The sequence below is a fragment of the Streptomyces sp. ISL-12 genome (assembly GCF_018614415.1).
Classification (GTDB): Bacteria; Actinomycetota; Actinomycetes; order Streptomycetales; family Streptomycetaceae; genus Streptomyces.
The window spans coordinates 1-23,083 of sequence record NZ_JAGGOO010000019.1 but is presented as its reverse complement, the minus strand read 5'-3'; the positions used below and the strand labels follow the sequence as shown (position 1 = coordinate 23,083).

The window sequence follows — 23,083 nt, the reverse complement described above, 5'->3', positions numbered from 1 at the left end:
GCCGGGCGTGCCGAGGGCGAACCAGCCCACTGGGACGCCTCACCCGCCGGTCGCCGCCCGGCCGAGCACCCGGCCCGGCACCCCACCGGCCCACCTCGTCCGCCGGTCACCGGCCGGGCCGAGCATCCGGACCGGCAGCCCGCCGGGCACCTCACCCCCCAGTCACCGGCCGGGCCGGACATCCGGACCGGCAGCCCGCCGGGCACCTCACCCGCCGGTCGCCGCCCGGCCGAGCACCCGGCCCGGCACCCCACCGGCCCACCTCGTCCGCCGGTCGCCGCCCGGCCGAGCACCCGGCCCGGCACCCCACCGGCCCACCTCGTCCGCCGGTCACCGGCCGGACCGAGCACCCGGACCGGCAGCCCGCCGGGCACCTCACCCGCCGGTCGCCGTCCGGCCGAGCACCCGTCCCAGCACCTCCCGCGCGTACCCCTCGTCGTACGCCGTCCCCGTCAGCAGCACCTGCAGGCAGATCCCGTCCATCAGCGCGACCACCGCCCGCGCGGTGACCGGGTCGGTGCGGGGGGCGAGCAGGTCGGCCACGCCGTCCGCCCACTCCGCCGCCACCGGGCGCAGGGCGGGCCGCCGCAGGGCCGCCAGGTACAGCTCGTACTCCAGCTCCACCCCCGTGCGGTCGCCCGCCAGCCACTCCCCCAGCACCCGGGCGAGTCCCCCGGCCAGGTCGGCGGCCGGGTCCCTGAGCGCCGGGTGGGCCGCCAGCACCTCGGCGAAGCCCTCGTTCGCCTGGCGCAGCGCCGCCACCAGCAGCTCGTCCAGCGTCGCGAAGTGGTACGTCGTGGAGCCGAGCGGTACGTCCGCCTCCGCGGCGACCGTGCGGTGGCTGAGCCCCGCGATGCCGCCCCGGCCCACCACCCGGATCGCCGCGTCGATGATCCGCTGCCGGCGGCCGGGGTCGTGGCGGCGGGGCATCAGTGCGCCCCGCCCAGGTTCAGCACCACCACTCCTACGATGATCAGCCCGATCCCGGCGGCCTTGGCGGCGGTCATGCCCTCGCCCATGAAGACGACGCCGATCGTGGCGATGGCGGCCGTGCCGAGGCCGGACCAGATGGCGTAGGCCGTGCCGACGGACAGCGTCTTCAGGGTCTGGGCCAGCAGGGTGAAGGAGATGACGTAACCGGCCACCGTGAGCAGGCTCGGCACCAGTCTGCTGAACCCCTCGCTGTACTTCATCGCGGTGGTGCCGGCGACCTCCGCGGCGATGGCGCCGACGAGCAGCAGGTATCCCATGCGGACGAGCGTACACAGGAGTCGTGTACGGGCGTACACATAACAGGTGATCAGATGCCGGGCGGCACCTCCGCGACCGGGCCCCGTTCCCTCTGCCGTGTCCGCCGGTCGCGCAGCCGCCGCCTGGCGTGGGCCGCGCGGCGCAGTGCCGACACCCGGCGGTAGCGGAGCAGCTCGCCGGGGGCGGGGCGGACCGCGCCGCTCGGCTCGTAGCCGGCCCGCGTCAGCCGGTCGCCGAGCGCGGCCTCGCACAGGCGGATCTGGTCGGGAGTGAGCCGCTGCCGCCAGGTGCCCGAGCGGGAGGCGTCCAGCGCGCCGTGGGTGTTGCGGTGCCAGGTCTTGCGGGCGGGCACGGCGACCTCCGCGAGCCGGTACGGCTCGGTCATCGAGGGGTCGTACTCCTCGCCCAGGTAGGCGCACAGCCCCCGCAGCACCGGTTCGGGGTCGGTCAGCAGATCCTCGTAGCGCAGTTCGTGCCAGCTGTCCGGGCCCAGGCGGCGGGCGTGGCGGCGGGTGGTGTCCATGACCTGGGACCAGGTGGCGACCGCCTCGTGGAACCCGGCGTGCCACCACGGCATCCGCAGCAGCGAGGCGACGCAGTCCCGTCCGTCGCGCACCAGGTGCACGAACTGCGCGTCGGGGAAGAGGCGCAGGATCTCCGGGACGTGCAGGGCGTACGCCGGGCGCTTGTCGCCCCAGCGGGTCTTGCCGTGCTGTTCGGCGTAGGCCCGCAGCGCGGTGCCCAGCGCAGAGCCGAGGGTCGGCGGTCCGTCGGTGATGCGGGACGCCACGGTCGCCGTGTCGAGTCCCAGCTCGTGGAAGCGGGTCTCCTGCCGCCCGGTGATCCACTGGGCCAGCCCGGCCCGGTTGCCGCGGTCGCGCAGGTCGCCGAAGGCCAGCCGGCGCTCGTAGGCCGGGAGCACGAAGCGGTTCTCCGGCGGCAGCGCGATCCTCGGGTGGGCGTGCAGCATCAGCTGGAGCAGGGTGGTGCCGGAGCGGGGACAGCCGAGCAGGAAGACGGGGCGGGTGGAAGCGGTCACCGGCCCACGCTGCCGCGCGGGTCTGAGCGGAGGCTGAGAGCGAGGGGAGAAAGGGATGTGAAACGGCGACGGCCCCCGGCGGGTCGCACCGGAGGCCGTCGTACGGCGAGGGGTGGCTCAGACGTTGAAGCCGAGCGCGCGCAGCTGCTCCCGCCCGTCGTCCGTGATCTTGTCGGGGCCCCACGGCGGCATCCAGACCCAGTTGATGCGCAGTTCGCTGACGAGGCCGTCCGTGGCGGACTTGGCCTGGTCCTCGATGACGTCGGTCAGCGGACAGGCCGCCGAGGTCAGGGTCATGTCGACGGTCGCGATGTTGGCGTCGTCGACGTGGATGCCGTAGATCAGGCCCAGGTTGACGACGTCGATGCCCAGCTCGGGGTCGACGACGTCCATCAGGGCCTCGCGCAGCTCCTCCTCGGAAGCCGGCTTCATCTCAACGGTCTCGGTCATGCCGTCTTCCTTTCGGCGTCGGTGCCGGCGCCGTCCAGCGCCTGGGCCGTCGCGTCCTTCCACGCCATCCAGCTCAGGAGGGCGCACTTGACCCGGGCCGGGTACTTCGACACCCCGGCGAACGCGACGGCGTCCTCCAGGACGTCCTCCATCGCGTCGTCGGGCTCCAGCTTGCCCTTGGACTGCATCAGCTCCAGGAAGGTCTCCTGGATCTTCTGCGCCTGGGTGAGGTCCTTGCCGACGAGCAGGTCGTTCAGTACGGAGGCCGACGCCTGGCTGATGGAACAGCCCTGCCCCTCGTACGAGACGTCCTCGATCGTCGTGCCGTCGTACTTCACTCGGAGGGTGATCTCGTCGCCGCACGTCGGGTTCACGTGGTGAACCTCGGCGTCGCCATCGCGCAGACCACGCCCGTGCGGGTTCTTGTAGTGGTCCAGGATGACTTCCTGGTACATGGAGTCCAGCTTCACGCCTCAGCCCCTCATCCGAAGAAGTTCCGTACGTGCTCCAAGCCGTCGACCAGGGCGTCGATCTCGGCCGGCGAGGAGTACAGATAGAACGACGCTCGCGTGGTCGCAGGAATTCCGTAGCGGAGGCAGACGGGCCGGGCGCAGTGGTGGCCGACCCGGACCGCGATGCCCTGCTCGTCGAGGACCTGACCCACGTCGTGCGGGTGGATGTCACCGAGCGTGAAGGAGATCGCGGCGCCGCGCTCCTCCGACGACGTCGGGCCGATTATGCGGAGGTCCGGGACCTCCATCAGCCGCTTGACCGCGTAGTCGGTCAGGGCGTGCTCATGGGCGAGGATCTTGTCCATGCCGATCGCCGACAGGTAGTCGATCGCCGCGCCGAGGCCGACCGCCTGGGCGATCGGGGGCGTGCCCGCCTCGAACTTGTGCGGGGCGGGCGCGTAGGTCGAGGAGTGCATCGACACCGTCTCGATCATCTCGCCGCCGCCGAGGAACGGGGGCAGGTCCTCCAGGAGTTCCTGGCGGCCCCACAGGACGCCGATGCCGGTCGGGGCGCACATCTTGTGGCCGGTGAAGGCCACGAAGTCGGCCTGGAGGGCCTGGACGTCCAGCGGCATGTGCGGCGCGGCCTGGGAGGCGTCGATGCACACCAGGGCGCCGACCTCCTGGGCGCGGCGGACGATCGCCTCGACCGGGTTCTGGGTGCCCAGGATGTTGGAGACCAGCACGAAGGAGACGATCTTCGTCTTCTCGGTGATGATCTCCTCGATGTTGGACAGGTCGAGGCGGCCGTCGTCGGTCAGGCCGAACCAGCGGAGCTTCGCGCCGGTGCGCTGCGCGAGCAGCTGCCACGGCACGATGTTGGAGTGGTGCTCCATCTCCGTGATGACGATCTCGGTGTCGGAGTCCACGCGGTAGGGCTCGTCGGCCCAGCCCAGCATGTTCGCGACGAGGTTGAGCGACTCGGAGGCGTTCTTGGTGAAGACCACCTCGTCGCGGGAGGGCGCGTTGATGAACTCCGCGACCTTGTCGCGCGCGCCCTCGTACAGCGCCGTGGCCTCCTCGGCGAGGACGTGCACGCCACGGTGGACGTTGGCGTTGTAGCTCTCGTAGTACTCGCTGAGAGCGTCGAGCACCTGACGCGGCTTCTGCGACGTCGCCGCGTTGTCCAGGTACACGAGCTTGCGCCCTTCGTGGACCTGGCGGTCCAGGATGGGGAAGTCCTTGCGGATCGCCTCGGTGTCGAGGAGGCCCGGCAGCTGTGTCACGCGGATACGCCACCCTTCGTGTATGCCTCGTAGCCCTCTTCCTCCAGCTTGTCGGCGAGTTCGGCGCCGCCGGACTCCACGATGCGGCCGCCTGAGAAGACGTGGACGAAGTCGGGCTTGATGTAGCGCAGGATGCGCGTGTAGTGCGTGATCAGCAGGGTGCCGACCTCGCCGGACTCGCGGACGCGGTTGACGCCCTCGGACACGATGCGCAGCGCGTCGACGTCGAGGCCGGAGTCGGTCTCGTCGAGGATCGCGACCTTCGGCTTGAGCAGCTCCAGCTGGAGGATCTCGTGGCGCTTCTTCTCACCGCCGGAGAAGCCCTCGTTGACGTTGCGCTCGGCGAAGGCGGGGTCCATGTTGAGGCGCTCCATGGCCTCCTTGACCTCCTTCACCCAGGTACGCAGCTTGGGGGCTTCGCCGCGGATGGCGGTGGCGGAGGTGCGCAGGAAGTTGGAGACGGAGACGCCGGGGACCTCGACCGGGTACTGCATGGCGAGGAAGAGGCCGGCGCGGGCGCGCTCGTCGACGGACATCTCGATGACGTCCTCGCCGTCGAGGGTGACGGTGCCGCCGGTGATCGTGTACTTGGGGTGACCCGCGAGGGAGTAGGCGAGGGTCGACTTGCCGGAGCCGTTGGGGCCCATGATGGCGTGCGTCTCGCCCTGCTTCACGGTCAGGTCGACACCCTTGAGAATCTCCTTCGTGGCGTTGTCGGCCTCGACGGTGACGTGCAGGTCTCGGATTTCAAGCGTTGCCATGGGTGCCTCAGGACTCCTGGGTGAGGGAGACGAGCACGTCGTCCCCTTCGATCTTTACGGGGTAAACGGGGACGGGGCGCGTCGCCGGAAGACTGTCGGGCTTGCCGGAGCGGAGGTCGAAGCGCGAGCCGTGCAGCCAGCACTCGATGTGGCAGTCGTCGACCTCGCCCTCGGAGAGGGAGACGTTCGCGTGCGAGCAGATGTCGTTGACCGCGAACACCTCGCCCTCCGTGCGGACGACGGAGACCGGCGTGCCGTCGAGTTCCACCCTTTTCGGGGTGTCCTCCTCCAGCTCGCTCAGCCCACAGGCGCGTACGTAGGTCATGCGACCGACGCCTCCAGCTCCTGTTCGATCTTGGCGATCAGGCGCTCCTCGATGTCCGGGACACCGATCTGCTGGACCAGTTCGGCGAAGAAGCCGCGGACCACCAGACGGCGGGCGTCCAGCTCGGGGATGCCGCGGGCCATCAGGTAGAAGAGCTGCTCGTCGTCGAAGCGGCCGGTGGCGCTGGCGTGGCCGGCGCCGACGATCTCGCCGGTCTCGATCTCCAGGTTGGGGACCGAGTCGACGCGGGCGCCGTCGGTGAGGACGAGGTTGCGGTTCATCTCGTAGGTGTCGGTGCCCTCGGCCTTGGCCTCGATGAGCACGTCGCCGATCCAGACCGCGTGCGCGTCGTCGCCCTGGAGCGCGCCCTTGTAGACGACGTTGGACTTGCAGTGCGGCACGTTGTGGTCGACCAGGAGGCGGTGCTCCTGGTGCTGGCCCTTGTCGGTGAAGTAGAGGCCGAACAGCTCGGCCTCGCCGCCGGGGCCGGCGTACGTGACGCGCGGGTGCAGGCGGACGACGTCGCCGCCGAAGGTGACGACGACCGACTTGAAGGAGGCGTCGCGGCCGATCAGCGTGTTGTGCTGGGCGACGTGGACGGCCTTGTCGTCCCAGTCCTGGACGGAGACGACGGTGAGCTTGGCGCCGTCGCCGAGGACGTAGTCGACGTTGGCGGCGAGCACCGCGTCACCGGTGTGGTCGATGACGACCACGGCTTCGGCGAACGCGCCCAGCTCGATCACCTGGTGGGCGTAGGCGACCCCGCCCTGGCCGTGCACGGCGATGCGGACGGGCTCGGTGAGCACCGTCTCCTTGGGGACGGTGATGACCGAGGCCTGCTCGAACGCCGAGTACGCCTGGGCCGCGATCCGGTCCACCGGGGTGCCGGCCTTGCCGAGCCGCGCGTCGTCCCGGCCGACGGTCTCGACGGTGACGCCCGCGGGGGCCTCGATGTCGGCCTTGACGCCGTCACCGGAGGCGGTCGCGGTGCCGTCGTGCAGGCCGCGCAGCCGCTCCAGCGGGGTGAACCGCCACTCCTCCTCCCGGCCGTGCGGGACCGGGAAGTCGGCCACGTCGAAGGACGGGGGCGCGCTCATGCGGGTGGCGACGGTCGAGTCGGCCTCGGCGGCCACCGCGATCGCACCGGCGGTGGTGCTTCCCACCGGGATGTTCTGAGCCTCAGCCATGGCTGTCGTAGTGCTCGCTTTCCGTTACGTAAGGGTTTGACGGTACGGCGCGGGGGTCAGCCGACCGCGCCTTCCATCTGCAGCTCGATCAGCCGGTTGAGTTCGAGGGCGTACTCCATCGGCAGTTCCTTGGCGATCGGCTCGACGAAGCCGCGCACGATCATCGCCATCGCCTCGAACTCGGTCAGACCGCGGCTCATCAGGTAGAAGAGCTGGTCCTCGGAGACCTTGGAGACGGTCGCCTCGTGGCCCATGGACACGTCGTCCTCGCGGACGTCCACGTAGGGGTAGGTGTCGGAGCGGGAGATGGTGTCCACCAGCAGCGCGTCGCACAGCACGTTGGACTTGGCGCCCGGGGCGCCCTCGCCGATCTCGATCAGACCGCGGTAGGAGGTACGGCCGCCGCCGCGCGCCACCGACTTGGAGACGATGTTGGAGGACGTGTTCGGGGCCATGTGGACCATCTTGGCGCCGGCGTCCTGGTGCTGGCCCTCGCCCGCGAAGGCGATGGACAGGGTCTCGCCCTTGGCGTGCTCGCCCATCAGGTAGACGGCCGGGTACTTCATCGTCACCTTGGAGCCGATGTTGCCGTCGATCCACTCCATGGTCGCGCCCTCGTACGCCACGGCGCGCTTGGTGACCAGGTTGTAGACGTTGTTCGACCAGTTCTGGATGGTCGTGTAGCGGCAGCGGGCGTTCTTCTTGACGATGATCTCGACCACGGCGCTGTGCAGCGAGTCCGACTTGTAGATCGGCGCCGTGCAGCCCTCGACGTAGTGCACGTAGGCACCCTCGTCGACGATGATCAGGGTCCGCTCGAACTGACCCATGTTCTCGGTGTTGATCCGGAAGTAGGCCTGGAGCGGGATCTCCACGTGCACGCCCGGCGGGACGTAGATGAAGGAGCCGCCGGACCACACGGCGCTGTTCAGCGACGCGAACTTGTTGTCGCCGACCGGGATGACGGTGCCGAAGTACTCCTTGAAGAGCTCCGGGTGCTCCTTGAGCGCGGTGTCGGTGTCCAGGAAGATGACGCCCTGCTCCTCCAGGTCCTCGCGGATCTGGTGGTAGACGACCTCGGACTCGTACTGGGCCGCGACACCGGCCACGAGGCGCTGCTTCTCCGCCTCCGGGATGCCGAGCTTGTCGTACGTGTTCTTGATGTCCTCGGGCAGGTCCTCCCAGGACTCCGCCTGCTTCTCCGTGGAGCGCACGAAGTACTTGATGTTGTCGAAGTCGATGCCGGAGAGGTCCGAGCCCCAGTTCGGCATGGGCTTCTTCTCGAACAGCTTCAGGCCCTTGAGGCGGAGCTTGGTCATCCACTCCGGCTCGGACTTCTTGGCGGAGATGTCGCGGACGACGTCCTCGTCGATGCCGCGCTTCGCAGAGGCGCCGGCCGTGTCGGAGTCGGCCCAGCCGTATTCGTACTTGCCCAGGCCGTCGAGCTCAGGGTGGGCAGTCTCCGTGGGGAGAGTCATGCGGGGTTCCTCCCGGCCGTGCTTACGGATGCGTTGTCGGTGGTCTTGGAAGTCTTCGGAATGAACGTCGTGCAGACGCCGTCGCCGTGCGCGATGGTCGCCAGCCGCTGTACGTGAGTACCGAGCAGCTCGGCGAAAAATTCCGTCTCGGCCTCGCACAGCTGCGGAAACTTCTCGGCGGCGTGGGCGACCGGGCAGTGGTGCTGGCAGAGCTGCTCCCCCTGCTGGGGGTGGGGAGCGCTGCGCGCGGTGGCAGCGTACCCGTCCGCGCTCAGGGCCTTGGCCAGCGCTTCCGCCCGCCGCTCCGGGGGCGCCGCCTCGACGGCCTTGCGGTACGCGCCGCTCTGGGCGGCGATCCGGGCGCGGGCGAAGGCGGCGACCGCCTGCTCCCCGCCCTCGCGCTCGGCGATCCAGCGCAGCGCGTCCACGGCCAGCTTGTCGTAGGACTGGTCGAAGGCGTCCCGGCCGCAGTCGGTCAGCGCGAACGCCTTCGCGGGCCGCCCGCGCGTGCGCGTGCCGTAGACGCGGCGGTCGCGGGGCTCCACGACGTTGTCCGCGGTCAGCGCGTCGAGGTGGCGACGGACGGCGGCCTGGGTGAGGCCGAGGCGGCCGGCCAGCTCGGCGACGGTCGACGGTCCGTGGTCCAGGATGGACCGCGCGACGCGGTTGCGCGTGGAGCGCTCACCGGTCGCGAGCTCCTCGTGGGGCACCTCGCCGACGTATTTCACAACGCCATTGTTGCGTAATTCTTCCGACCCCGGCAAGCCACGCCAGGACCCCCGACGGTGCCGTGCGTCACTTAGGTGTACCTAATCTGACCTGCGGAAACGATCACTGATCGATCAAAAACGGTAGCGCCTCCCGGCCCCCTCGGGGACACTCGCCAGCATGTCCGCACCCCCTCCCACCGGCCCACTCGTCACCCGAGGCACCCTCGCCGGCGAACTGCGCGCCCTCGGCGTGCGCTCCGGCGAGATCCTCCTGGCCCACTCCTCGCTGCGCTCCCTCGGCTGGGTGTGCGGCGGTGCCGTGGCCGTGGTCCAGGGACTCCTGGACGCCCTCGGCCCGGACGGCACCCTGGTCGTGCCGACCCAGACCGCCGACCTCTCCGACCCGGCCCTGTGGGAGAACCCGCCGGTGCCCGCCGAGTGGTGGCCCGCCATCCGCACCGCCATGCCCCCGTACGACCCGCGCACCACCCCCGCCCGCGGCGTCGGCGTGGTCCCGGAGACCGTACGGACCTGGCCGGGCGCCCTGCGCAGCGCCCATCCGCAGACGTCGTTCGCGGCCGTCGGCCCGCGCGCCGCCGAGGTCGTCGCGGACCACGCCACGGACTGCCGGCTCGGCGAGCGCAGCCCCCTCGCCACCCTGGAGCGGCTCGGCGCCCGGGTCCTCCTCCTGGGCGCCGGCTACGCCTCCTGCACCGCCTTCCACCTGGCCGAGTACCGCATACCCGCCCCGCTCGTCGAGGTGGGCCGCCCCGGTCCGTACGGCTGGGAGCGGGTGACGGAGGTGTCGATCACCTCGGACCGGTTCGACGAACTGGGGCACGACTTCGAACGGGACCGGCCCGTCGTACGCGGCACGGTCGGCGCGGCCGACGCGCGCCTGTTCCCGGTGGCGGACGCGGTGGCCTACGCCGAGCGGTGGCTGGCGCTGCACCGTCCCCGCGAGGAGGAGACCGCGTACCGCCGCGCCTGAACCCCTCCGGTCGGATCGCGGACCCCGCCACCGGCCCCGCACCCTCCCCGTGCGGAGGACATCGCGCACCCCCGCGCCCGGGCCCCCGCGCGCCTCCCTAGACTCGTGACCCATGCGAAGCGAGCCCGTGGTCCAGGTCCAGGCCCTGGTGAAGCGGTACGGCACGAAGACCGCGGTGGACGGCCTCGACCTGGTGGCCCGGGCGGGCGTGACCGCCGTCCTCGGTCCCAACGGGGCGGGCAAGACGACCACGGTCGAGACCTGCGAGGGGTACCGCGGGCCGGATTCCGGCACGGTGCGCGTCCTGGGCCTCGACCCCCGGCGCCAGGCCGCGGAGCTGCGGCCCCGCATCGGCGTGATGCTCCAGTCCGGCGGCGTCTACTCCGGTGCCCGCGCCGACGAGATGCTCCGCCACGTAGCCAGGCTGCACGCGCACCCGCTGGACGTGCCCGCCCTGATCGAACGCCTGGGCCTCGGCTCCTGCGGCCGGACCGCCTACCGCCGGCTCTCCGGCGGCCAGCAGCAGCGGCTCGCGCTGGCGATGGCCGTGGTGGGGCGCCCGGAGCTGGTCTTCCTGGACGAGCCCACCGCCGGCCTGGACCCGCAGGCCCGCCGCGCCACCTGGGACCTGGTCCGGGACCTGCGCGCCGACGGCGTCTCGGTGATCCTGACCACGCACCACATGGACGAGGCCGAGCAGCTCGCCGACGACGTCGCGATCATCGACGCGGGCCGGGTGATCGCCCAGAGCTCACCCGAGGAGCTGTGCCGCGGCGGCGCCGAGAACACCCTGCGCTTCACCGGCCGTCCCGGCCTGGACGTGGCGAGCCTGCTCAAGGCGCTCCCGGCCGACTCCTCGGCGGCCGAACTGACACCGGGCGCCTACCGGGTCACCGGCAAGATAGACCCGCAGCTGCTGGCGACGGTGACGTCCTGGTGCGCCCAGCACGGGGTGATGCCGGACCGGATCTCGGTGGAACGGCACACCCTGGAGGACGTCTTTCTGGAGCTGACCGGCAAGGAGCTGCGCTCATGATTCCGGCCCGCACGGGGACCTGCCGGGGGTCCGGGGGTCGTCCCCCGGGAAGACACAGCCTGGAACTCACCGGCAAGGAGCTGCGCTCATGACCACCGGCCTCTACACCCCGAAGCCCGGTGCCGCGCCCCTGCCCCGCATGATCGCCGCCCAGGCCGTCCTGGAGACGAAGATGCTGCTGCGCAACGGCGAGCAGCTGCTGCTGACGGTGATCATCCCGACGCTGCTGCTGGCGCTGTTCAGCACGGTGGACATCATCGACACCGGCGCGGGCGAGGCCGTCGACTTCCTCGCCCCCGGCATCCTCGCGCTCGCCGTGATGTCGACGGCGTTCACGGGGCAGGCCATCGCCACCGGCTTCGAACGCCGGTACGGAGTGCTGAAGCGGCTGGCGTCCTCGCCGCTGCCCCGCTGGGGCCTGATGACCGCCAAGACCCTGTCCGTGCTGGTCACGGAGGTACTCCAGGTCGTCCTGCTCACGGTGATCGCGTTCGCGCTGGGCTGGTCGCCGCACGGCAACCCGTTCGCCGTGCTCCTCCTGCTGGTGCTCGGGACGGCGGCCTTCTCCGGCCTCGGCCTGCTCATGGCCGGCACCCTGAAGGCCGAGGCGACGCTGGCCGCCGCCAACCTCGTCTTCCTGCTGCTGCTGGTGGGCGGCGGCGTGATCGTGCCGCTGGACAAGTTCCCCGACGCCGCGCAGAGCGTCCTGGGCCTGCTGCCCATCTCCGCGCTCTCCGACGGGCTGCGGGACGTGCTCCAGCACGGGGCCGGGATGCCCTGGGCCGACCTGGGGATCCTCGCCGTATGGGCGGTCGTGGCCCTGGGCGCGGCGGGGAAGTTCTTCCGCTGGGAATGAGACGGAGCCGGACCCTCGTGAACGCGTGCACAAGCGGCCCCCTACGATGGACCGCGTGCCAAACGTGACCCGCGACGACCTCGCAGCCGCCGTGCGCAACCCGCTCGCCTTCATCGCCGCGCGCTGGACCCCGCAGCCCCGCACCGTCCAGCGGTCGGCGCTGTCCGCCCTCGTGATGTCGGTGATCATCGTCGGCACCGGCGGCGCCGTGCGCCTGACCGGCTCGGGCCTGGGCTGCCCGACCTGGCCCAAGTGCACGGACGAGTCGCTCACCACCACCAGCGAGATGGGCTTCCACGGCATCATCGAGTTCGGCAACCGGCTGCTGACCTATGTGCTGTGCGCGGCGGTCGGCTGGGCGATCATCGCCGCCCGGTCCGAGAAGCCGTACCGGCGCTCGCTGACCCGGCTGGGCTGGGCGCAGTTCTGGGTCGTGATGGGCAACGCGATCCTCGGCGGCATCGTCGTCCTGGTCGGTCTGAACCCGTACACCGTCGCCGCCCACTTCCTGCTGTCCACCGCGCTGATCGCGGTCGCGACCGTGATGTGGCAGCGCACCCGGGAGGGCGACGCGGCACCGCGCCCCCTGACCGGCACGTCCGTCCAGCAGCTGGTGTGGGTGCTCGTCGTCGTCTCCGTGCTGCTGATCGCGGTCGGCACGGTGGTCACCGGCGCCGGCCCGCACGCGGGCGACTCCAGCGAGGTCCCGCGCATGCCGCTGGACTGGGAGACGGTGTCCAAGGCGCACGCCGTGCTGGCGTGGATCGTGGTGACGCTGACCTTCGCCCTGTGGTTCGTGCTGAAGGCGGTCGACGCGCCCCAGGGGCCGCTGGCCCGCACCCGGGACCTGTTCCTGATCCTGCTGGCGCAGGGCGTCATCGGCTATGTGCAGTACTTCACCGACCTGCCCGAGGTCCTGGTCGGCCTGCACATGGTCGGCTCGTGTCTGGTGTGGATCGGCGCCCTGCGCGTCCTGCTGGCGCTGCGCGAGCGGCCGCGGGAGGACGCCCCGGTGCCCGGCCCGGCGACGGAAGCCGCGCTCACCCGGGCCTGACCCGGCTCACTTCAGGCCGTACACCGAGGTCCGCCCCGGGCTCACGCCAAGCCGTACACCCGCACCGCGTTCCCCGCTGCGATCATCCCCGCCACCCGCTGCGCGTCCGCCAGGGACCACGCCCCCTCGGTCACCCAGGTGCCGAGCACCCGGCCGAGCGCCTCGCGGAACAGCCGGGCGCCCACCACGTGCAGCTCGGGCAGGCCCCCGCCGCCGCTGGAGAAGAGGATCTTGCCGAAGGGGGCCAGCTCCAGAATCTCGGCGAGGACGGTGGCGGCGCGGGCGCCGGTACGGACCAGGGCGGCGCCCGAGTCGGCGTACACGTGCGAGAAGGCACCGGCGAGGTGGGCGGCGTGCCGGTGGTACGGGTAGCCGTGCAGCAGGACGAGGTCGGTGCCGAGGCCGGCGGTGGCCCGGACGAAGCCGGTGAGCAGCACCGGGTCGGTGCGGTCGGTGTGCGGGCCGGGCTCGCCGAGCCCCGCGTGGAGCTGGAGCGGCCGTCCCGAGGCGACGGCGATCCACAGCAGGTGGCGCAGCAGCACCGGGTCGCTCAGCTCGCCGCCGGCCCGGCGTCCGGCCAGCCAGCGTCCGGCGGCGCCGCGCACCTCGCCCGGCTCCGGCGGCTCGGGCGCCAGCGCGAGGCCGTGCCGGACGCCCGCCACCGAGGTGAAGGCGACGGCGTGGGCGGCGGCGCCGTGCACCGCCTCGGCGAGGTTGGCGAGGAAGGACTCCACCGTGCCGGAGGTGTCGGCCACCTGTTCGGCCAGCGGTTCGAGCCGCACGATCTCGTGGGCGTCGGCGTCGGCGGCCGAGGCCAGCTCGGCCGGACCGGTGAGGTCGCCGGGCAGCCCCGTGTCGACCAGGTACGTGGTGATACCGCTGCCGCGCAGCAGCTTGCGGTCCGCCTCCAGGACGCCCAGTTCGCGGCGCCGGGCCAGATAGCGGGCCGGCGGGCAGTGCGGTTCCAGGCCGAGCAGGGGCGGACACCAGCGGCGTACGGCGAACCCGGTCTGGGTGTCGAACAGGGTGGTGCCCGGGGCGGGCGGACCCTCGGTGCGGCCGAGCTGGGCCTCGAAGGTGCCGAGGCCCAGCTCTGTCCGGAGGACGCCGTGGCAGTACTGGTCCACCAGGGACGGCGTTTCGATCATCCGGGCTCCCCGTGTAGACGCCGTGCTGCTGCTCACGAGTCCTAACGGGTGAACGGGGTCTCAGGTGATGCCCTGGCCGCGTCTCAGGTGACGCCCTCCGCGCCTCGGGCACGGATCCACCGGGATTCAGCCGTTGCGCGGGCCGCCGAGCTGGAGGCCGGCCATCCGCGACCACTCGTACGGGCCCGTCCGCACCTTGCCCGCGAACTCCCCGTCGAAGGACTCGTGGACGGTGATCCCCGCCTTCCCGACCGCCTTCTCGGCGATCTCGTACGACGGCGCGACCAGGTCGCCCCAGTCGCCGTCCGCGCCGACGAGCACGATCCGCGCGCCGCGTCGGCCGAGGTGGGACACCTGGCCCTCGGCACCGCCGTGCTCCTTGGCGAAGGCCCCGATCCGCCCGGCCAGCCGGCCCGCCGTGCGCTCGGCCTTCGCGGCGGCCTTCTCGACGCCCTTCTCGACGCCCTTCTCGGGGCCCTGCTCCGTCTCTGCCTGCTCCGTGTCTGCCATGGCCAGGATGCTACCGACGGGTAGCGGAAACGGCGACGGGCGGGGTACGTGGCCCGGGCCACGTACCCCGCCCGTCGGACGTCGGGAAGGTCAGCGCAGGAACGGATCGATCGCGACCGCGAGGAACAGCACCGACACATAGGTGATCGACCAGTGGAACAGCCGCATCTCCTTGAGCTTGGCGCCCGTCGCCTCGGCCTTGGCGCGGTTCTGCAGCCCGTGCGCCTCCCACAGCCACATGCCGCCCGCGAGCAGGGCGACGGCCGTGTAGAACCAGCCGGTGTAGCCCAGCGGGGTCAGCAGCAGGGAGACGACGACCATCACCCAGCTGTAGATGACGATCTGCTTGGCGACGACCTTGTTGGAGGCGATGACCGGCAGCATCGGCACGCCCACGCGCGCGTAGTCGTCCTTCACCTTCATGGACAGCGGCCAGTAGTGCGGCGGCGTCCAGAAGAACATCACCAGGAAGAGGATGACCGGCGCCCAGGAGATCGAGTCGGTCACCGCGGACCAGCCGATCAGCACCGGCAGACAGCCGGCGATGCCGCCCCAGACGATGTTCTGCGAGGTGCGGCGCTTGAGGATCATCGTGTAGACGACGACGTAGAAGAGGAGCGCGCCGAGGGAGAGCCAGGCCGAGAACCAGTTGACGGTGAGGCCGAACAGCAGGGTGGAGACGACCGCCAGGGCGATGCCGAAGACCAGGCACTCGACCGGGCTGACCATCCCGGTGACCAGCGGGCGCTGGGAGGTGCGGTCCATCAGCGCGTCGATGTCCCGGTCGATGTACATGTTCAGCGCGTTGGCGCCGCCCGCGGAGAGGTAGCCGCCGATACAGGTCAGCAGCACCAGCTTCAGATCGGGCACGCCCTGTTCGGCGAGGAACATCACCGGAACGGTGGTGATCAGCAGAAGCTCGATGATCCGCGGCTTGGTCAGCGCCACGAACGCCTTGACACGGGCCCCGAACGGCCGGTGACTCGGGCTCTGGCTCGTCCCGATAACCCCCGCAGGACGGGATTCAACGGCCGTCACGCACACCCCTGACAGAGACATCCCAGCGAGCTTCCCGTGCATCCCCGTGTGAAGTGCGGGTAAAGGCTCGCGCGTACCACGCCACTTTAGACGTTGCCCCTACCCCGGCCTTCGCGGGGGTGGGGTCGTGTTGGCGGCCGTGCTCCGACGTGCGTACGCGGAGTCGATTGAGCAGTCAGATGAGCGCCTCCGTATTCACTTGCCGAATGCCGTTTCACCCGGTCGACAGGCGGATCACACAGACTCCCGGCAGTCTGGAATAGCGGGGAAAAGCGCACGTACTTACGGGGGTAGGCTCGACAACGGCCGGCCGATGCCGAAAGAACGCCGGCAGCCGGTGGGCGTTTCGCGCACACCGGCAACCGACATGTGGAGAGGAGCCCTGACCCAGGGTGAGCACCAAGCCGACCACCACAGACCTCGAGTGGACCGAGCTGGACCAGCGGGCCGTAGACACGGCCCGTGTCCTGGCCGCCGACGCCGTACAGAAGGTCGGTAACGGCCATCCGGGTACGGCGATGAGCCTGGCACCTGCCGCCTACACCCTCTTCCAGAAGGTGATGCGGCACGACCCCGCCGACGCGGACTGGGTCGGACGCGACCGCTTCGTGCTGTCCGCCGGACACTCGTCCCTGACCCTCTACACCCAGCTCTACCTGGCCGGCTTCGGCCTGGAGCTGGACGACCTGAAGTCCTTCCGGACGTGGGGTTCGAAGACCCCGGGCCACCCCGAGTACGGCCACACCACCGGTGTGGAGACCACCACCGGCCCGCTGGGCCAGGGTGTCGCCAACGCGGTGGGCATGGCGATGGCCGCCCGTTACGAGCGCGGCCTGTTCGACCCCGAGGCCCCGGCCGGCGAGTCGCCGTTCGACCACTTCATCTACTGCATCGCCGGTGACGGCTGCCTCCAGGAGGGCATCTCCGCCGAGGCGTCCTCCCTTGCGGGCCACCAGAAGCTCGGCAACCTGATCCTGCTGTGGGACGACAACCACATCTCGATCGAGGGCGACACCGAGACGGCCGTCTCCGAGGACACCGTCAAGCGCTACGAGGCCTACGGCTGGCACGTCCAGCGCGTCGCCCCGAAGCCGGACGGCGACCTGGACCCCCACGCCCTCTACGACGCGATCGAGGCGGCCAAGCAGGTCACCGACCGGCCGTCGTTCATCGCCATGCGCTCGATCATCGCCTGGCCCGCGCCGAACGCGCAGAACACCGAGGCCGCGCACGGCTCGGCGCTCGGCGACGACGAGGTCGCGGCCACCAAGCGCGTGCTCGGCTTCGACCCGGAGCAGTCCTTCGAGGTCTCCGACGAGGTCATCGGCCACACCCGGGGGGCGCTGGAGAAGGGCCGGGCGGCCCGTGCCGTCTGGGAGAAGGCGTACCAGCAGTGGCGGGACAACAACCCCGAGCGCGCCGCCGAGTACGACCGCATCGCCAAGGGTGAGCTGCCCAAGGGCTGGGAGGAGAAGATCCCGGTCTTCGAAACCGGCAAGGGTGTCGCCACCCGTGCCGCCTCCGGCAAGGTGCTCCAGGCGCTCGGCGCGGTCGTGCCCGAGCTGTGGGGCGGCTCCGCCGACCTGGCCGGCTCGAACAACACGACGATCGACAAGACGTCGTCGTTCCTGCCCGAGGGCAACCCGCTGCCGGAGGCCGACCCGTACGGCCGCACCATCCACTTCGGCATCCGTGAGCACTCCATGGGCGCGGAGATGAACGGCATCGCGCTGCACGGAAACACCCGTATCTACGGCGGCACCTTCCTGGTGTTCTCCGACTACATGCGCAACGCCGTCCGCCTCTCCGCCCTGATGCACCTGCCGGTGACGTACGTGTGGACGCACGACTCCATCGGTCTCGGTGAGGACGGCCCGACGCACCAGCCGGTCGAGCACCTGGCCTCGCTGCGCGCCATCCCGGGTCTGAACATCGTCCGCCCGGCCGACGCCAACGAGACGGCCATCGCCTGGCGCGAGATCCTGCGCCGCTGGACGAAGGAGTTCGGCAAGGGCCAGCCGCACGGTCTGGCGCTGACCCGCCAGGGCGTGCCGACGTACGAGGCCGACGACGACGCGGCGCGCGGCGGCTATGTGCTGTTCGAGGCGGAGGGCGGCGAGCCGCAGCTCATCCTCATCGCCACCGGTTCCGAGGTGCACCTCGCCGTCGAGGCGCGCGAGCGGCTGCAGGCCGACGGCGTGCCGACGCGCGTGGTCTCCATGCCGTGCGTGGAGTGGTTCGAGCAGCAGGACCAGGGGTACCGGGACAGCGTCCTGCCCCCGTCCGTGAAGGCCCGCGTCGCCGTCGAGGCCGGGATCGGTCTCACCTGGCACCGTTACGTCGGGGACGCCGGCCGCATCGTTTCCCTGGAGCACTTCGGTGCTTCCGCCGACGGCAAGGTGCTCTTCCAGGAGTTCGGTTTCACTGCGGAGAACGTCGTCGAAAAGGCGAGGGAATCGATCGCCGCGGCCCAGCGCTGACGCTCGTATAACGACACGTAGGAGATGCATTTTCGATGACAGACGCACTCAAGCGCCTCTCCGATGAAGGCGTCGCGATCTGGCTGGACGACCTGTCGCGCAAGCGGATCACGTCCGGCAACCTCGCCGAGCTGATCGACCAGCAGCACGTCGTGGGCGTCACCACCAACCCGACCATCTTCCAGAAGGCGATCTCCGAGGGCGACGGTTACGACCAGCAGCTCTCCGACCTGGCCGCCCGGAAGGTGACCGTCGAAGAGGCCATCCGCATGATCACGACGGCGGACGTCCGCGACGCCGCCGACATCCTGCGCTCGACCTACGAGGCGACCGGCGGCAAGGACGGCCGGGTCTCCATCGAGGTCGACCCGCGGCTGGCGCACGACACCAAGGCGACGGTGGCCGAGGCCAAGCAGCTCGCCTGGCTGGTGGACCGTCCCAACACGCTGATCAAGATTCCGGCGACCGAGGCCGGCATCCCGGCCATCGCCGAGGTCATCGGCCTGGGCATCAGCGTCAACGTGACGCTGATCTTCTCGCTGGAGCGCTACCGCAAGGTCATGGACGCGTTCCTGACCGGCCTGGAGAAGGCCAAGGAGCGCGGCCTGGACCTGTCCGACATCCACTCGGTCGCGTCCTTCTTCGTCTCCCGCGTGGACACCGAGATCGACAAGCGGATCGACGCGCTCGGCACCGACGAGGCCAAGGCGCTGCGCGGCAAGGCCGCCGTCGCCAACGCCCGGCTGGCCTACCAGGCGTACGAGGAGATCTTCTCCGGCGAGCGCTGGGCGGCCCTGGAGAAGGCCGGCGCCAACAAGCAGCGTCCGCTGTGGGCGTCGACCGGCGTGAAGGACAAGGCGTACAGCGACACCATGTACGTCACCGACCTGGTCGCCCCGAACACCGTGAACACCATGCCGGAGGCGACCCTGTTCGCCACCGAGGACCACGGCGAGATCACCGGCGACACCGTCTCCGGCACCTACGAGCAGGCCCGCGCCGACCTCGACGCGGTCGAGGCGCTCGGCATCTCCTACGACGAGGTCGTCCAGCTCCTTGAGGACGAGGGCGTGGAGAAGTTCGAGGGTTCCTGGAACGACCTGCTCAAGTCGACCGAGGCCGAGCTCCAGCGCCTCGCCCCCTCGGAGGGCTGAGATCCTTGTCGAGCAGCAACCCGCTGCGTGACCCCGCAGACCGACGGCTCCCGCGTATCGCGGGGCCGTCGGGCCTGGTCATCTTCGGCGTCACCGGCGATCTGTCACGCAAGAAGCTCATGCCCGCCGTCTACGACCTCGCCAACCGGGGTCTGCTGCCGCCGGGCTTCTCGCTCGTCGGCTTCGCCCGCCGCGACTGGGAGCACGAGGACTTCGCCCAGGTCGTGCACGACGCCGTCAAGGAACACTCCCGTACGCCGTTCCGCGAGGAGGTCTGGCAGCAGCTCATCCAGGGGATGCGCTTCGTCCAGGGCACCTTCGACGACGACGAGGCCTTCGAGCGGCTGCGCGGCACCATCGAGGAGCTCGACAAGGCGCAGGGCACGGGCGGCAACTTCGCCTTCTACCTGTCCGTGCCGCCCAAGTCCTTCCCGGTGGTCATCCAGCAGCTGAAGAAGCACGGGCTGGCCGACCAGTCCGGCGGCTCCTGGCGGCGCGCGGTCATCGAGAAGCCCTTCGGCCACGACCTGAAGTCGGCCGAGGAGCTCAACTCCATCGTCCACGAGGTCTTCGCCCCGGACCAGGTCTTCCGCATCGACCACTACCTGGGCAAGGAGACCGTCCAGAACATCCTGGCGCTGCGCTTCGCCAACACCATGTTCGAGCCGATCTGGAACCGGTCCTACGTCGACCACGTCCAGATCACCATGGCCGAGGACATCGGCATCGGCGGGCGTGCCGGGTACTACGACGGCATCGGCGCCGCCCGTGACGTCATCCAGAACCATCTGCTCCAGCTGCTCGCGCTGACCGCGATGGAGGAGCCGGCCTCCTTCGACGCCGACGCGCTGGCCGCGGAGAAGACCAAGGTGCTCGGCGCGGTCCGGCTCCCCAAGGACCTGGGCCGGGACACCGTCCGCGCCCAGTACGCGGCGGGCTGGCAGGGCGGCGCGGCGGCGGTCGGCTACCTCGAAGAGGACGGCATCGACCCCGCGTCGAAGACCGACACCTACGCCGCGATCAAGGTCGGCATCGACAACCGCCGCTGGGCGGGCGTCCCCTTCTACCTGCGCACCGGCAAGCGTCTCGGCCGCCGGGTCACGGAGATCGCGGTCGTCTTCCAGCGGGCCCCGCACTCCCCCTTCGACTCCACGGCCACCGAGGAACTCGGGTCGAACGCGATCGTCATCCGCGTCCAGCCCGACGAGGGCGTCACCGTCCGCTTCGGCTCCAAGGTGCCCGGCACGTCGATGGAGATCCGGGACGTGTCGATGGACTTCGCCTACGGCGAGTCCTTCACCGAGTCCAGTCCCGAGGCGTACGAGCGCCTCATCCTGGACGTCCTCCTCGGCGACGCCAACCTCTTCCCGCGCACGGAGGAGGTCGAGCTGTCCTGGAAGATCCTCGACCCGATCGAGGAGTACTGGGACACCCACGGCACCCCGGCCCAGTACCCGGCGGGTACCTGGGGACCCGTCGAGGCGGACGAGATGCTGGAGCGAGACGGACGGAGCTGGCGCCGGCCATGAAGATCGACCTCACGGACACCACGGCCAGCAAGATCAACAAGGCGCTGGTGCAGGGCCGCCGCGCCATCGGCACCCCGGCCGTCGGCATGGTGCTCACCCTCGTCATCGTCACCGACGAGGAGAACGCCTACGACGCGCTGAAGGCCGCGAGCGACGCCGCGCACGAACACCCCTCGCGCACGCTCCTGGTCATCAAGCGCGTCTCGCGCTCCCCCCGGGACCGCACCCGCTCCCGGCTGGACGCCGAGGTCCGCCTCGGCGCCGACGCGGGCACCGGCGAGACGGTGGTGCTGCGGCTGTACGGCGACGTCGTCGACCACGCCCAGTCGGTGGTCCTGCCGCTGCTGCTCCCCGACGCCCCCGTCGTGGTGTGGTGGCCGGTGAACGCCCCGCTGGAACCGGCCAAGGACCCGCTCGGCGCCCTGGCCCAGCGCCGGGTCACCGACACCTACGCCTCCGAGGAACCGGTACGGGAGCTGGCGGCCCGCGCCGGGGCCTACGCCCCCGGCGACACCGATCTGTCCTGGACCCGCATCACGCCGTGGCGCTCGATGCTGGCGGCGGCCCTGGACCAGGTGGACTGCGAGGTGCAGGGCGTCGAGGTGGAGGGCGAGGAGTTCAACCCGAGCTGCGAGCTGCTCGCCATGTGGCTCGCGGACCGGCTGGACGTGCCGGTCAAGCGGACGCACTCCGCCGGTCCCGGTCTCACCGCCGTCCGGATGGAGACGGACTGCGGTCCGATCGCCCTGGACCGGGCGGACGGCACGCTGGCCCACCTCTCCGTCCAGGGGCAGCCCAACCGGGCGGTGGCGCTCAAGCGCCGGGACACCGCCGAGCTGATCGCGGAGGAACTGCGCCGGCTCGACCCGGACGACACCTACGCCTCGGCGCTGCGCTACGGCGTGGAGCGGCTGCACGAGAAGGCGGCCACAGCGGGTGCCGCCGGTGGCAAAGGAGGGGAGGCCGTCGCGGTCCCCACTCCCGTCGAGGACGCCGCCAAGGCACCTGCGAAAGACGCGGCGCAGAAGAAGGCGCCGGTGAAGAAGGGGGCGGCGAAGTGAGCACGCACACTCCGCAGCTGGTCGTGCACCGCGACAAGGAACTGATGGCCCAGGCCGCCGCGGCCCGGCTGATCACCCGCGTCGTGGACGCCCAGGCCTCCCGGGGCTACGCCTCCGTGGTCCTGACCGGCGGCCGCAACGGCAACGGCCTGCTGGCCGCCCTGGCGGGCTCCCCCGCCCGGGACGCCATCGACTGGGGCCGGCTGGACCTGTGGTGGGGCGACGAGCGGTTCCTGCCGGAGGGCGACCCGGAGCGCAATGTCACGCAGGCCTGCGAGGCCCTGCTGGACTCGGTTCCGCTGGACCCGAAGCGGGTGCACGCGATGCCGGCCTCCGACGGCCAGTACGGCCCCGACGTGGACGCCGCCGCGGCGGCGTACGCGGAGGAGCTGGCCCAGGCCGCCGGTCCGGAGAACCACGCCCCCGTGCCGACCTTCGACGTCCTGCTCCTCGGCGTCGGCCCGGACACGCACGTCGCCTCGCTCTTCCCGGAGCTGCCGGCGGTGCGCGAGACCGAGCGCACGGTGGTCGGCGTCCACGGCGCCCCCAAGCCGCCGCCGACCCGGGTGTCCCTGACCCTCCCGGCGATCCGGGCCGCCCGCGAGGTGTGGCTGCTGGCGGCCGGCGAGGACAAGGCGCAGGCCGCGGCGATCGCCCTGTCCGGCGCGGGCGAGATCCAAGCCCCGGCGGCGGGGGCCCGGGGCCGGGCCCGCACCCTGTGGCTGCTGGACTCGGCGGCCGCTTCCCAGCTGCCGCGTTCGCTGTATCCGCCGGCCTCGGCGTAGCCGTCCTCCGGCACACGGGCCCCCGCCGCCTTCGGGCGCGCGGGGGTCCGCGCTCTTCTCTCGCGCTTACTGCCGTCCGCGCAGCTCCCGGTAGGCGCCGACCAGGGCCTTGGTCGAAGCGTCCAGCCCCGGTACCTCCGCGCCCTCGGTGAGGGCGGGTTCGACGCGCTTGGCGAGGACCTTGCCGAGTTCGACGCCCCACTGGTCGAAGGAGTCGATGTTCCACACGGCGCCCTGGACGAACACCTTGTGCTCGTAGAGGGCGATGAGCTGGCCGAGGACGGACGGGGTCAGCTCCCGCGCGAGGATCGTGGTGGTGGGGTGGTTGCCCTGGAACGTCCTGTGCGCGACCAGTTCCTCCGCGACGCCCTCCGCCCGGACCTCGTCGGGGGTCTTGCCGAAGGCGAGGGCCTGGGTCTGGGCGAAGAAGTTGGCCATCAGCAGGTCGTGCTGGGCCTTCAGCCGGTCGTCGAGTTCGGCGACCGGGCGGGCGAAGCCGATG

23 protein-coding genes and 1 pseudogene are annotated in these 23,083 nt (G+C 71.1%); 9 read left to right on the top strand and 15 right to left on the bottom strand.

What is annotated here, in order from left to right; translation table 11 throughout:
• Positions 1-375: 375 nt before the first annotated feature.
• From J7I94_RS05530 to J7I94_RS05480, 11 genes are all read right to left on the bottom strand, one after another.
• A complete protein-coding gene (locus J7I94_RS05530; protein WP_215165563.1) occupies positions 376-930 on the bottom strand; it encodes a TetR/AcrR family transcriptional regulator in 555 nt (184 codons plus the stop codon).
• Positions 930-1,250, bottom strand: a complete 321-nt coding sequence (locus J7I94_RS05525) for a multidrug efflux SMR transporter (RefSeq protein WP_215165562.1) — start codon at positions 1,248-1,250, stop codon at positions 930-932. The genes J7I94_RS05530 and J7I94_RS05525 overlap by 1 nt, the downstream gene beginning before the upstream one ends.
• Positions 1,251-1,300: 50 nt before the next feature.
• Complete coding sequence (locus J7I94_RS05520; RefSeq protein WP_215165561.1) at positions 1,301-2,290, bottom strand: sulfotransferase; 990 nt, start codon at positions 2,288-2,290, stop codon at positions 1,301-1,303.
• A 117-nt stretch (positions 2,291-2,407) separates the two neighbouring features.
• A complete protein-coding gene (locus J7I94_RS05515) occupies positions 2,408-2,740 on the bottom strand; it encodes a metal-sulfur cluster assembly factor (RefSeq protein ID WP_215165559.1) in 333 nt (110 codons plus the stop codon).
• A complete protein-coding gene (gene sufU / locus J7I94_RS05510) occupies positions 2,737-3,210 on the bottom strand; it encodes a Fe-S cluster assembly sulfur transfer protein SufU (RefSeq protein WP_215165557.1) in 474 nt (157 codons plus the stop codon). The genes J7I94_RS05515 and sufU overlap by 4 nt, the downstream gene beginning before the upstream one ends.
• An 11-nt stretch (positions 3,211-3,221) precedes the next feature.
• Complete coding sequence (locus J7I94_RS05505) at positions 3,222-4,478, bottom strand: cysteine desulfurase (RefSeq protein WP_215165555.1); 1,257 nt, start codon at positions 4,476-4,478, stop codon at positions 3,222-3,224.
• Positions 4,475-5,239, bottom strand: coding sequence for a Fe-S cluster assembly ATPase SufC (gene sufC / locus J7I94_RS05500; protein WP_215165553.1), 765 nt, complete (start codon positions 5,237-5,239; stop codon positions 4,475-4,477). Before sufC ends, J7I94_RS05505 begins: the two co-directional genes overlap by 4 nt.
• A gap of 7 nt (positions 5,240-5,246) precedes the next feature.
• Positions 5,247-5,564, bottom strand: coding sequence for a non-heme iron oxygenase ferredoxin subunit (locus J7I94_RS05495; protein WP_215165551.1), 318 nt, complete (start codon positions 5,562-5,564; stop codon positions 5,247-5,249).
• Positions 5,561-6,751, bottom strand: coding sequence for a Fe-S cluster assembly protein SufD (gene sufD, locus J7I94_RS05490; RefSeq protein WP_215165549.1), 1,191 nt, complete (start codon positions 6,749-6,751; stop codon positions 5,561-5,563). Before sufD ends, J7I94_RS05495 begins: the two co-directional genes overlap by 4 nt.
• 56 nt (positions 6,752-6,807) lie before the next feature.
• A complete protein-coding gene (sufB, locus tag J7I94_RS05485) occupies positions 6,808-8,229 on the bottom strand; it encodes a Fe-S cluster assembly protein SufB (RefSeq protein WP_215165547.1) in 1,422 nt (473 codons plus the stop codon).
• On the bottom strand, positions 8,226-8,957 hold the full coding sequence (locus J7I94_RS05480; protein ID WP_215165546.1) for a metalloregulator ArsR/SmtB family transcription factor: 732 nt from the start codon (positions 8,955-8,957) through the stop codon (positions 8,226-8,228). The genes sufB and J7I94_RS05480 overlap by 4 nt, the downstream gene beginning before the upstream one ends.
• 160 nt (positions 8,958-9,117) lie before the next feature.
• On the opposite strand from J7I94_RS05480, the gene J7I94_RS05475 reads away from it, so the two are divergent.
• The 4 genes from J7I94_RS05475 to J7I94_RS05460 all read left to right on the top strand — a co-directional run bounded on the left by J7I94_RS05475 (position 9,118) and on the right by J7I94_RS05460 (position 12,876).
• Complete coding sequence (locus tag J7I94_RS05475; protein ID WP_215165545.1) at positions 9,118-9,930, top strand: aminoglycoside N(3)-acetyltransferase; 813 nt, start codon at positions 9,118-9,120, stop codon at positions 9,928-9,930.
• Between the two features lie 112 nt (positions 9,931-10,042).
• Positions 10,043-10,966 carry an ABC transporter ATP-binding protein gene (locus J7I94_RS05470; protein ID WP_215165544.1) on the top strand — a complete coding sequence of 308 codons (924 nt, stop codon included), beginning with the start codon at positions 10,043-10,045 and terminating at the stop codon, positions 10,964-10,966.
• Between the two features lie 88 nt (positions 10,967-11,054).
• Positions 11,055-11,822 (top strand): ABC transporter permease, encoded by a 768-nt coding sequence (locus J7I94_RS05465; protein ID WP_215165543.1) that lies wholly within the window; start codon positions 11,055-11,057, stop codon positions 11,820-11,822.
• 46 nt (positions 11,823-11,868) lie between these two features.
• Complete coding sequence (locus J7I94_RS05460) at positions 11,869-12,876, top strand: heme A synthase (protein ID WP_215165541.1); 1,008 nt, start codon at positions 11,869-11,871, stop codon at positions 12,874-12,876.
• A 41-nt stretch (positions 12,877-12,917) separates the two neighbouring features.
• On the opposite strand, the gene J7I94_RS05455 is transcribed toward J7I94_RS05460, so the two are convergent.
• From J7I94_RS05455 to J7I94_RS05445, 3 genes are all read right to left on the bottom strand, one after another.
• Positions 12,918-14,024, bottom strand: coding sequence for an amidohydrolase family protein (locus J7I94_RS05455; protein WP_215165538.1), 1,107 nt, complete (start codon positions 14,022-14,024; stop codon positions 12,918-12,920).
• Between the two features lie 126 nt (positions 14,025-14,150).
• Positions 14,151-14,534: a hypothetical protein gene (locus tag J7I94_RS05450; protein ID WP_215165536.1), complete on the bottom strand. Its 384-nt coding sequence runs from the start codon at positions 14,532-14,534 to the stop codon at positions 14,151-14,153.
• A gap of 90 nt (positions 14,535-14,624) precedes the next feature.
• Positions 14,625-15,578 carry a heme o synthase gene (locus J7I94_RS05445; RefSeq protein ID WP_215165606.1) on the bottom strand — a complete coding sequence of 318 codons (954 nt, stop codon included), beginning with the start codon at positions 15,576-15,578 and terminating at the stop codon, positions 14,625-14,627.
• 386 nt (positions 15,579-15,964) lie between these two features.
• On the opposite strand from J7I94_RS05445, the gene tkt reads away from it, so the two are divergent.
• The 5 genes from tkt to pgl are packed head-to-tail and all read left to right on the top strand — an operon-like array spanning position 15,965 to position 22,581.
• Positions 15,965-18,052, top strand: coding sequence for a transketolase (gene tkt, locus J7I94_RS05440; RefSeq protein ID WP_215165534.1), 2,088 nt, complete (start codon positions 15,965-15,967; stop codon positions 18,050-18,052).
• A 35-nt stretch (positions 18,053-18,087) separates the two neighbouring features.
• Complete coding sequence (gene tal / locus J7I94_RS05435; RefSeq protein WP_215165532.1) at positions 18,088-19,206, top strand: transaldolase; 1,119 nt, start codon at positions 18,088-18,090, stop codon at positions 19,204-19,206.
• Positions 19,207-19,211: 5 nt separating this feature from the next.
• Positions 19,212-20,735, top strand: a complete 1,524-nt coding sequence (zwf, locus tag J7I94_RS05430; RefSeq protein ID WP_215165530.1) for a glucose-6-phosphate dehydrogenase — start codon at positions 19,212-19,214, stop codon at positions 20,733-20,735.
• Positions 20,732-21,796: a glucose-6-phosphate dehydrogenase assembly protein OpcA gene (gene opcA, locus J7I94_RS05425; protein ID WP_215165529.1), complete on the top strand. Its 1,065-nt coding sequence runs from the start codon at positions 20,732-20,734 to the stop codon at positions 21,794-21,796. Before zwf ends, opcA begins: the two co-directional genes overlap by 4 nt.
• Positions 21,793-22,581, top strand: a complete 789-nt coding sequence (gene pgl / locus J7I94_RS05420; RefSeq protein ID WP_215165527.1) for a 6-phosphogluconolactonase — start codon at positions 21,793-21,795, stop codon at positions 22,579-22,581. The genes opcA and pgl overlap by 4 nt, the downstream gene beginning before the upstream one ends.
• Before the next feature lie 66 nt (positions 22,582-22,647).
• Here pgl and J7I94_RS05415 read toward each other — a convergent pair.
• Positions 22,648-23,083, bottom strand: a pseudogene (locus J7I94_RS05415) (glucose-6-phosphate isomerase); the annotation flags it as partial.

Coding starts and splice junctions, on each gene's coding strand:
- J7I94_RS05530 (WP_215165563.1), bottom strand. CDS start 930: ATGCCCCGCCGCCACGACCCCGGCCGCCGGCAGCGGATCATCGACGCG.
- J7I94_RS05525 (WP_215165562.1), bottom strand. CDS start 1,250: ATGGGATACCTGCTGCTCGTCGGCGCCATCGCCGCGGAGGTCGCCGGC.
- J7I94_RS05515 (WP_215165559.1), bottom strand. CDS start 2,740: ATGACCGAGACCGTTGAGATGAAGCCGGCTTCCGAGGAGGAGCTGCGC.
- sufC (WP_215165553.1), bottom strand. CDS start 5,239: ATGGCAACGCTTGAAATCCGAGACCTGCACGTCACCGTCGAGGCCGAC.
- J7I94_RS05495 (WP_215165551.1), bottom strand. CDS start 5,564: ATGACCTACGTACGCGCCTGTGGGCTGAGCGAGCTGGAGGAGGACACC.
- sufD (WP_215165549.1), bottom strand. CDS start 6,751: ATGGCTGAGGCTCAGAACATCCCGGTGGGAAGCACCACCGCCGGTGCG.
- sufB (WP_215165547.1), bottom strand. CDS start 8,229: ATGACTCTCCCCACGGAGACTGCCCACCCTGAGCTCGACGGCCTGGGC.
- J7I94_RS05475 (WP_215165545.1), top strand. CDS start 9,118: ATGTCCGCACCCCCTCCCACCGGCCCACTCGTCACCCGAGGCACCCTC.
- J7I94_RS05470 (WP_215165544.1), top strand. CDS start 10,043: ATGCGAAGCGAGCCCGTGGTCCAGGTCCAGGCCCTGGTGAAGCGGTAC.
- J7I94_RS05465 (WP_215165543.1), top strand. CDS start 11,055: ATGACCACCGGCCTCTACACCCCGAAGCCCGGTGCCGCGCCCCTGCCC.
- J7I94_RS05460 (WP_215165541.1), top strand. CDS start 11,869: ATGGACCGCGTGCCAAACGTGACCCGCGACGACCTCGCAGCCGCCGTG.
- J7I94_RS05455 (WP_215165538.1), bottom strand. CDS start 14,024: ATGATCGAAACGCCGTCCCTGGTGGACCAGTACTGCCACGGCGTCCTC.
- J7I94_RS05450 (WP_215165536.1), bottom strand. CDS start 14,534: ATGGCAGACACGGAGCAGGCAGAGACGGAGCAGGGCCCCGAGAAGGGC.
- tal (WP_215165532.1), top strand. CDS start 18,088: ATGACAGACGCACTCAAGCGCCTCTCCGATGAAGGCGTCGCGATCTGG.
- opcA (WP_215165529.1), top strand. CDS start 20,732: ATGAAGATCGACCTCACGGACACCACGGCCAGCAAGATCAACAAGGCG.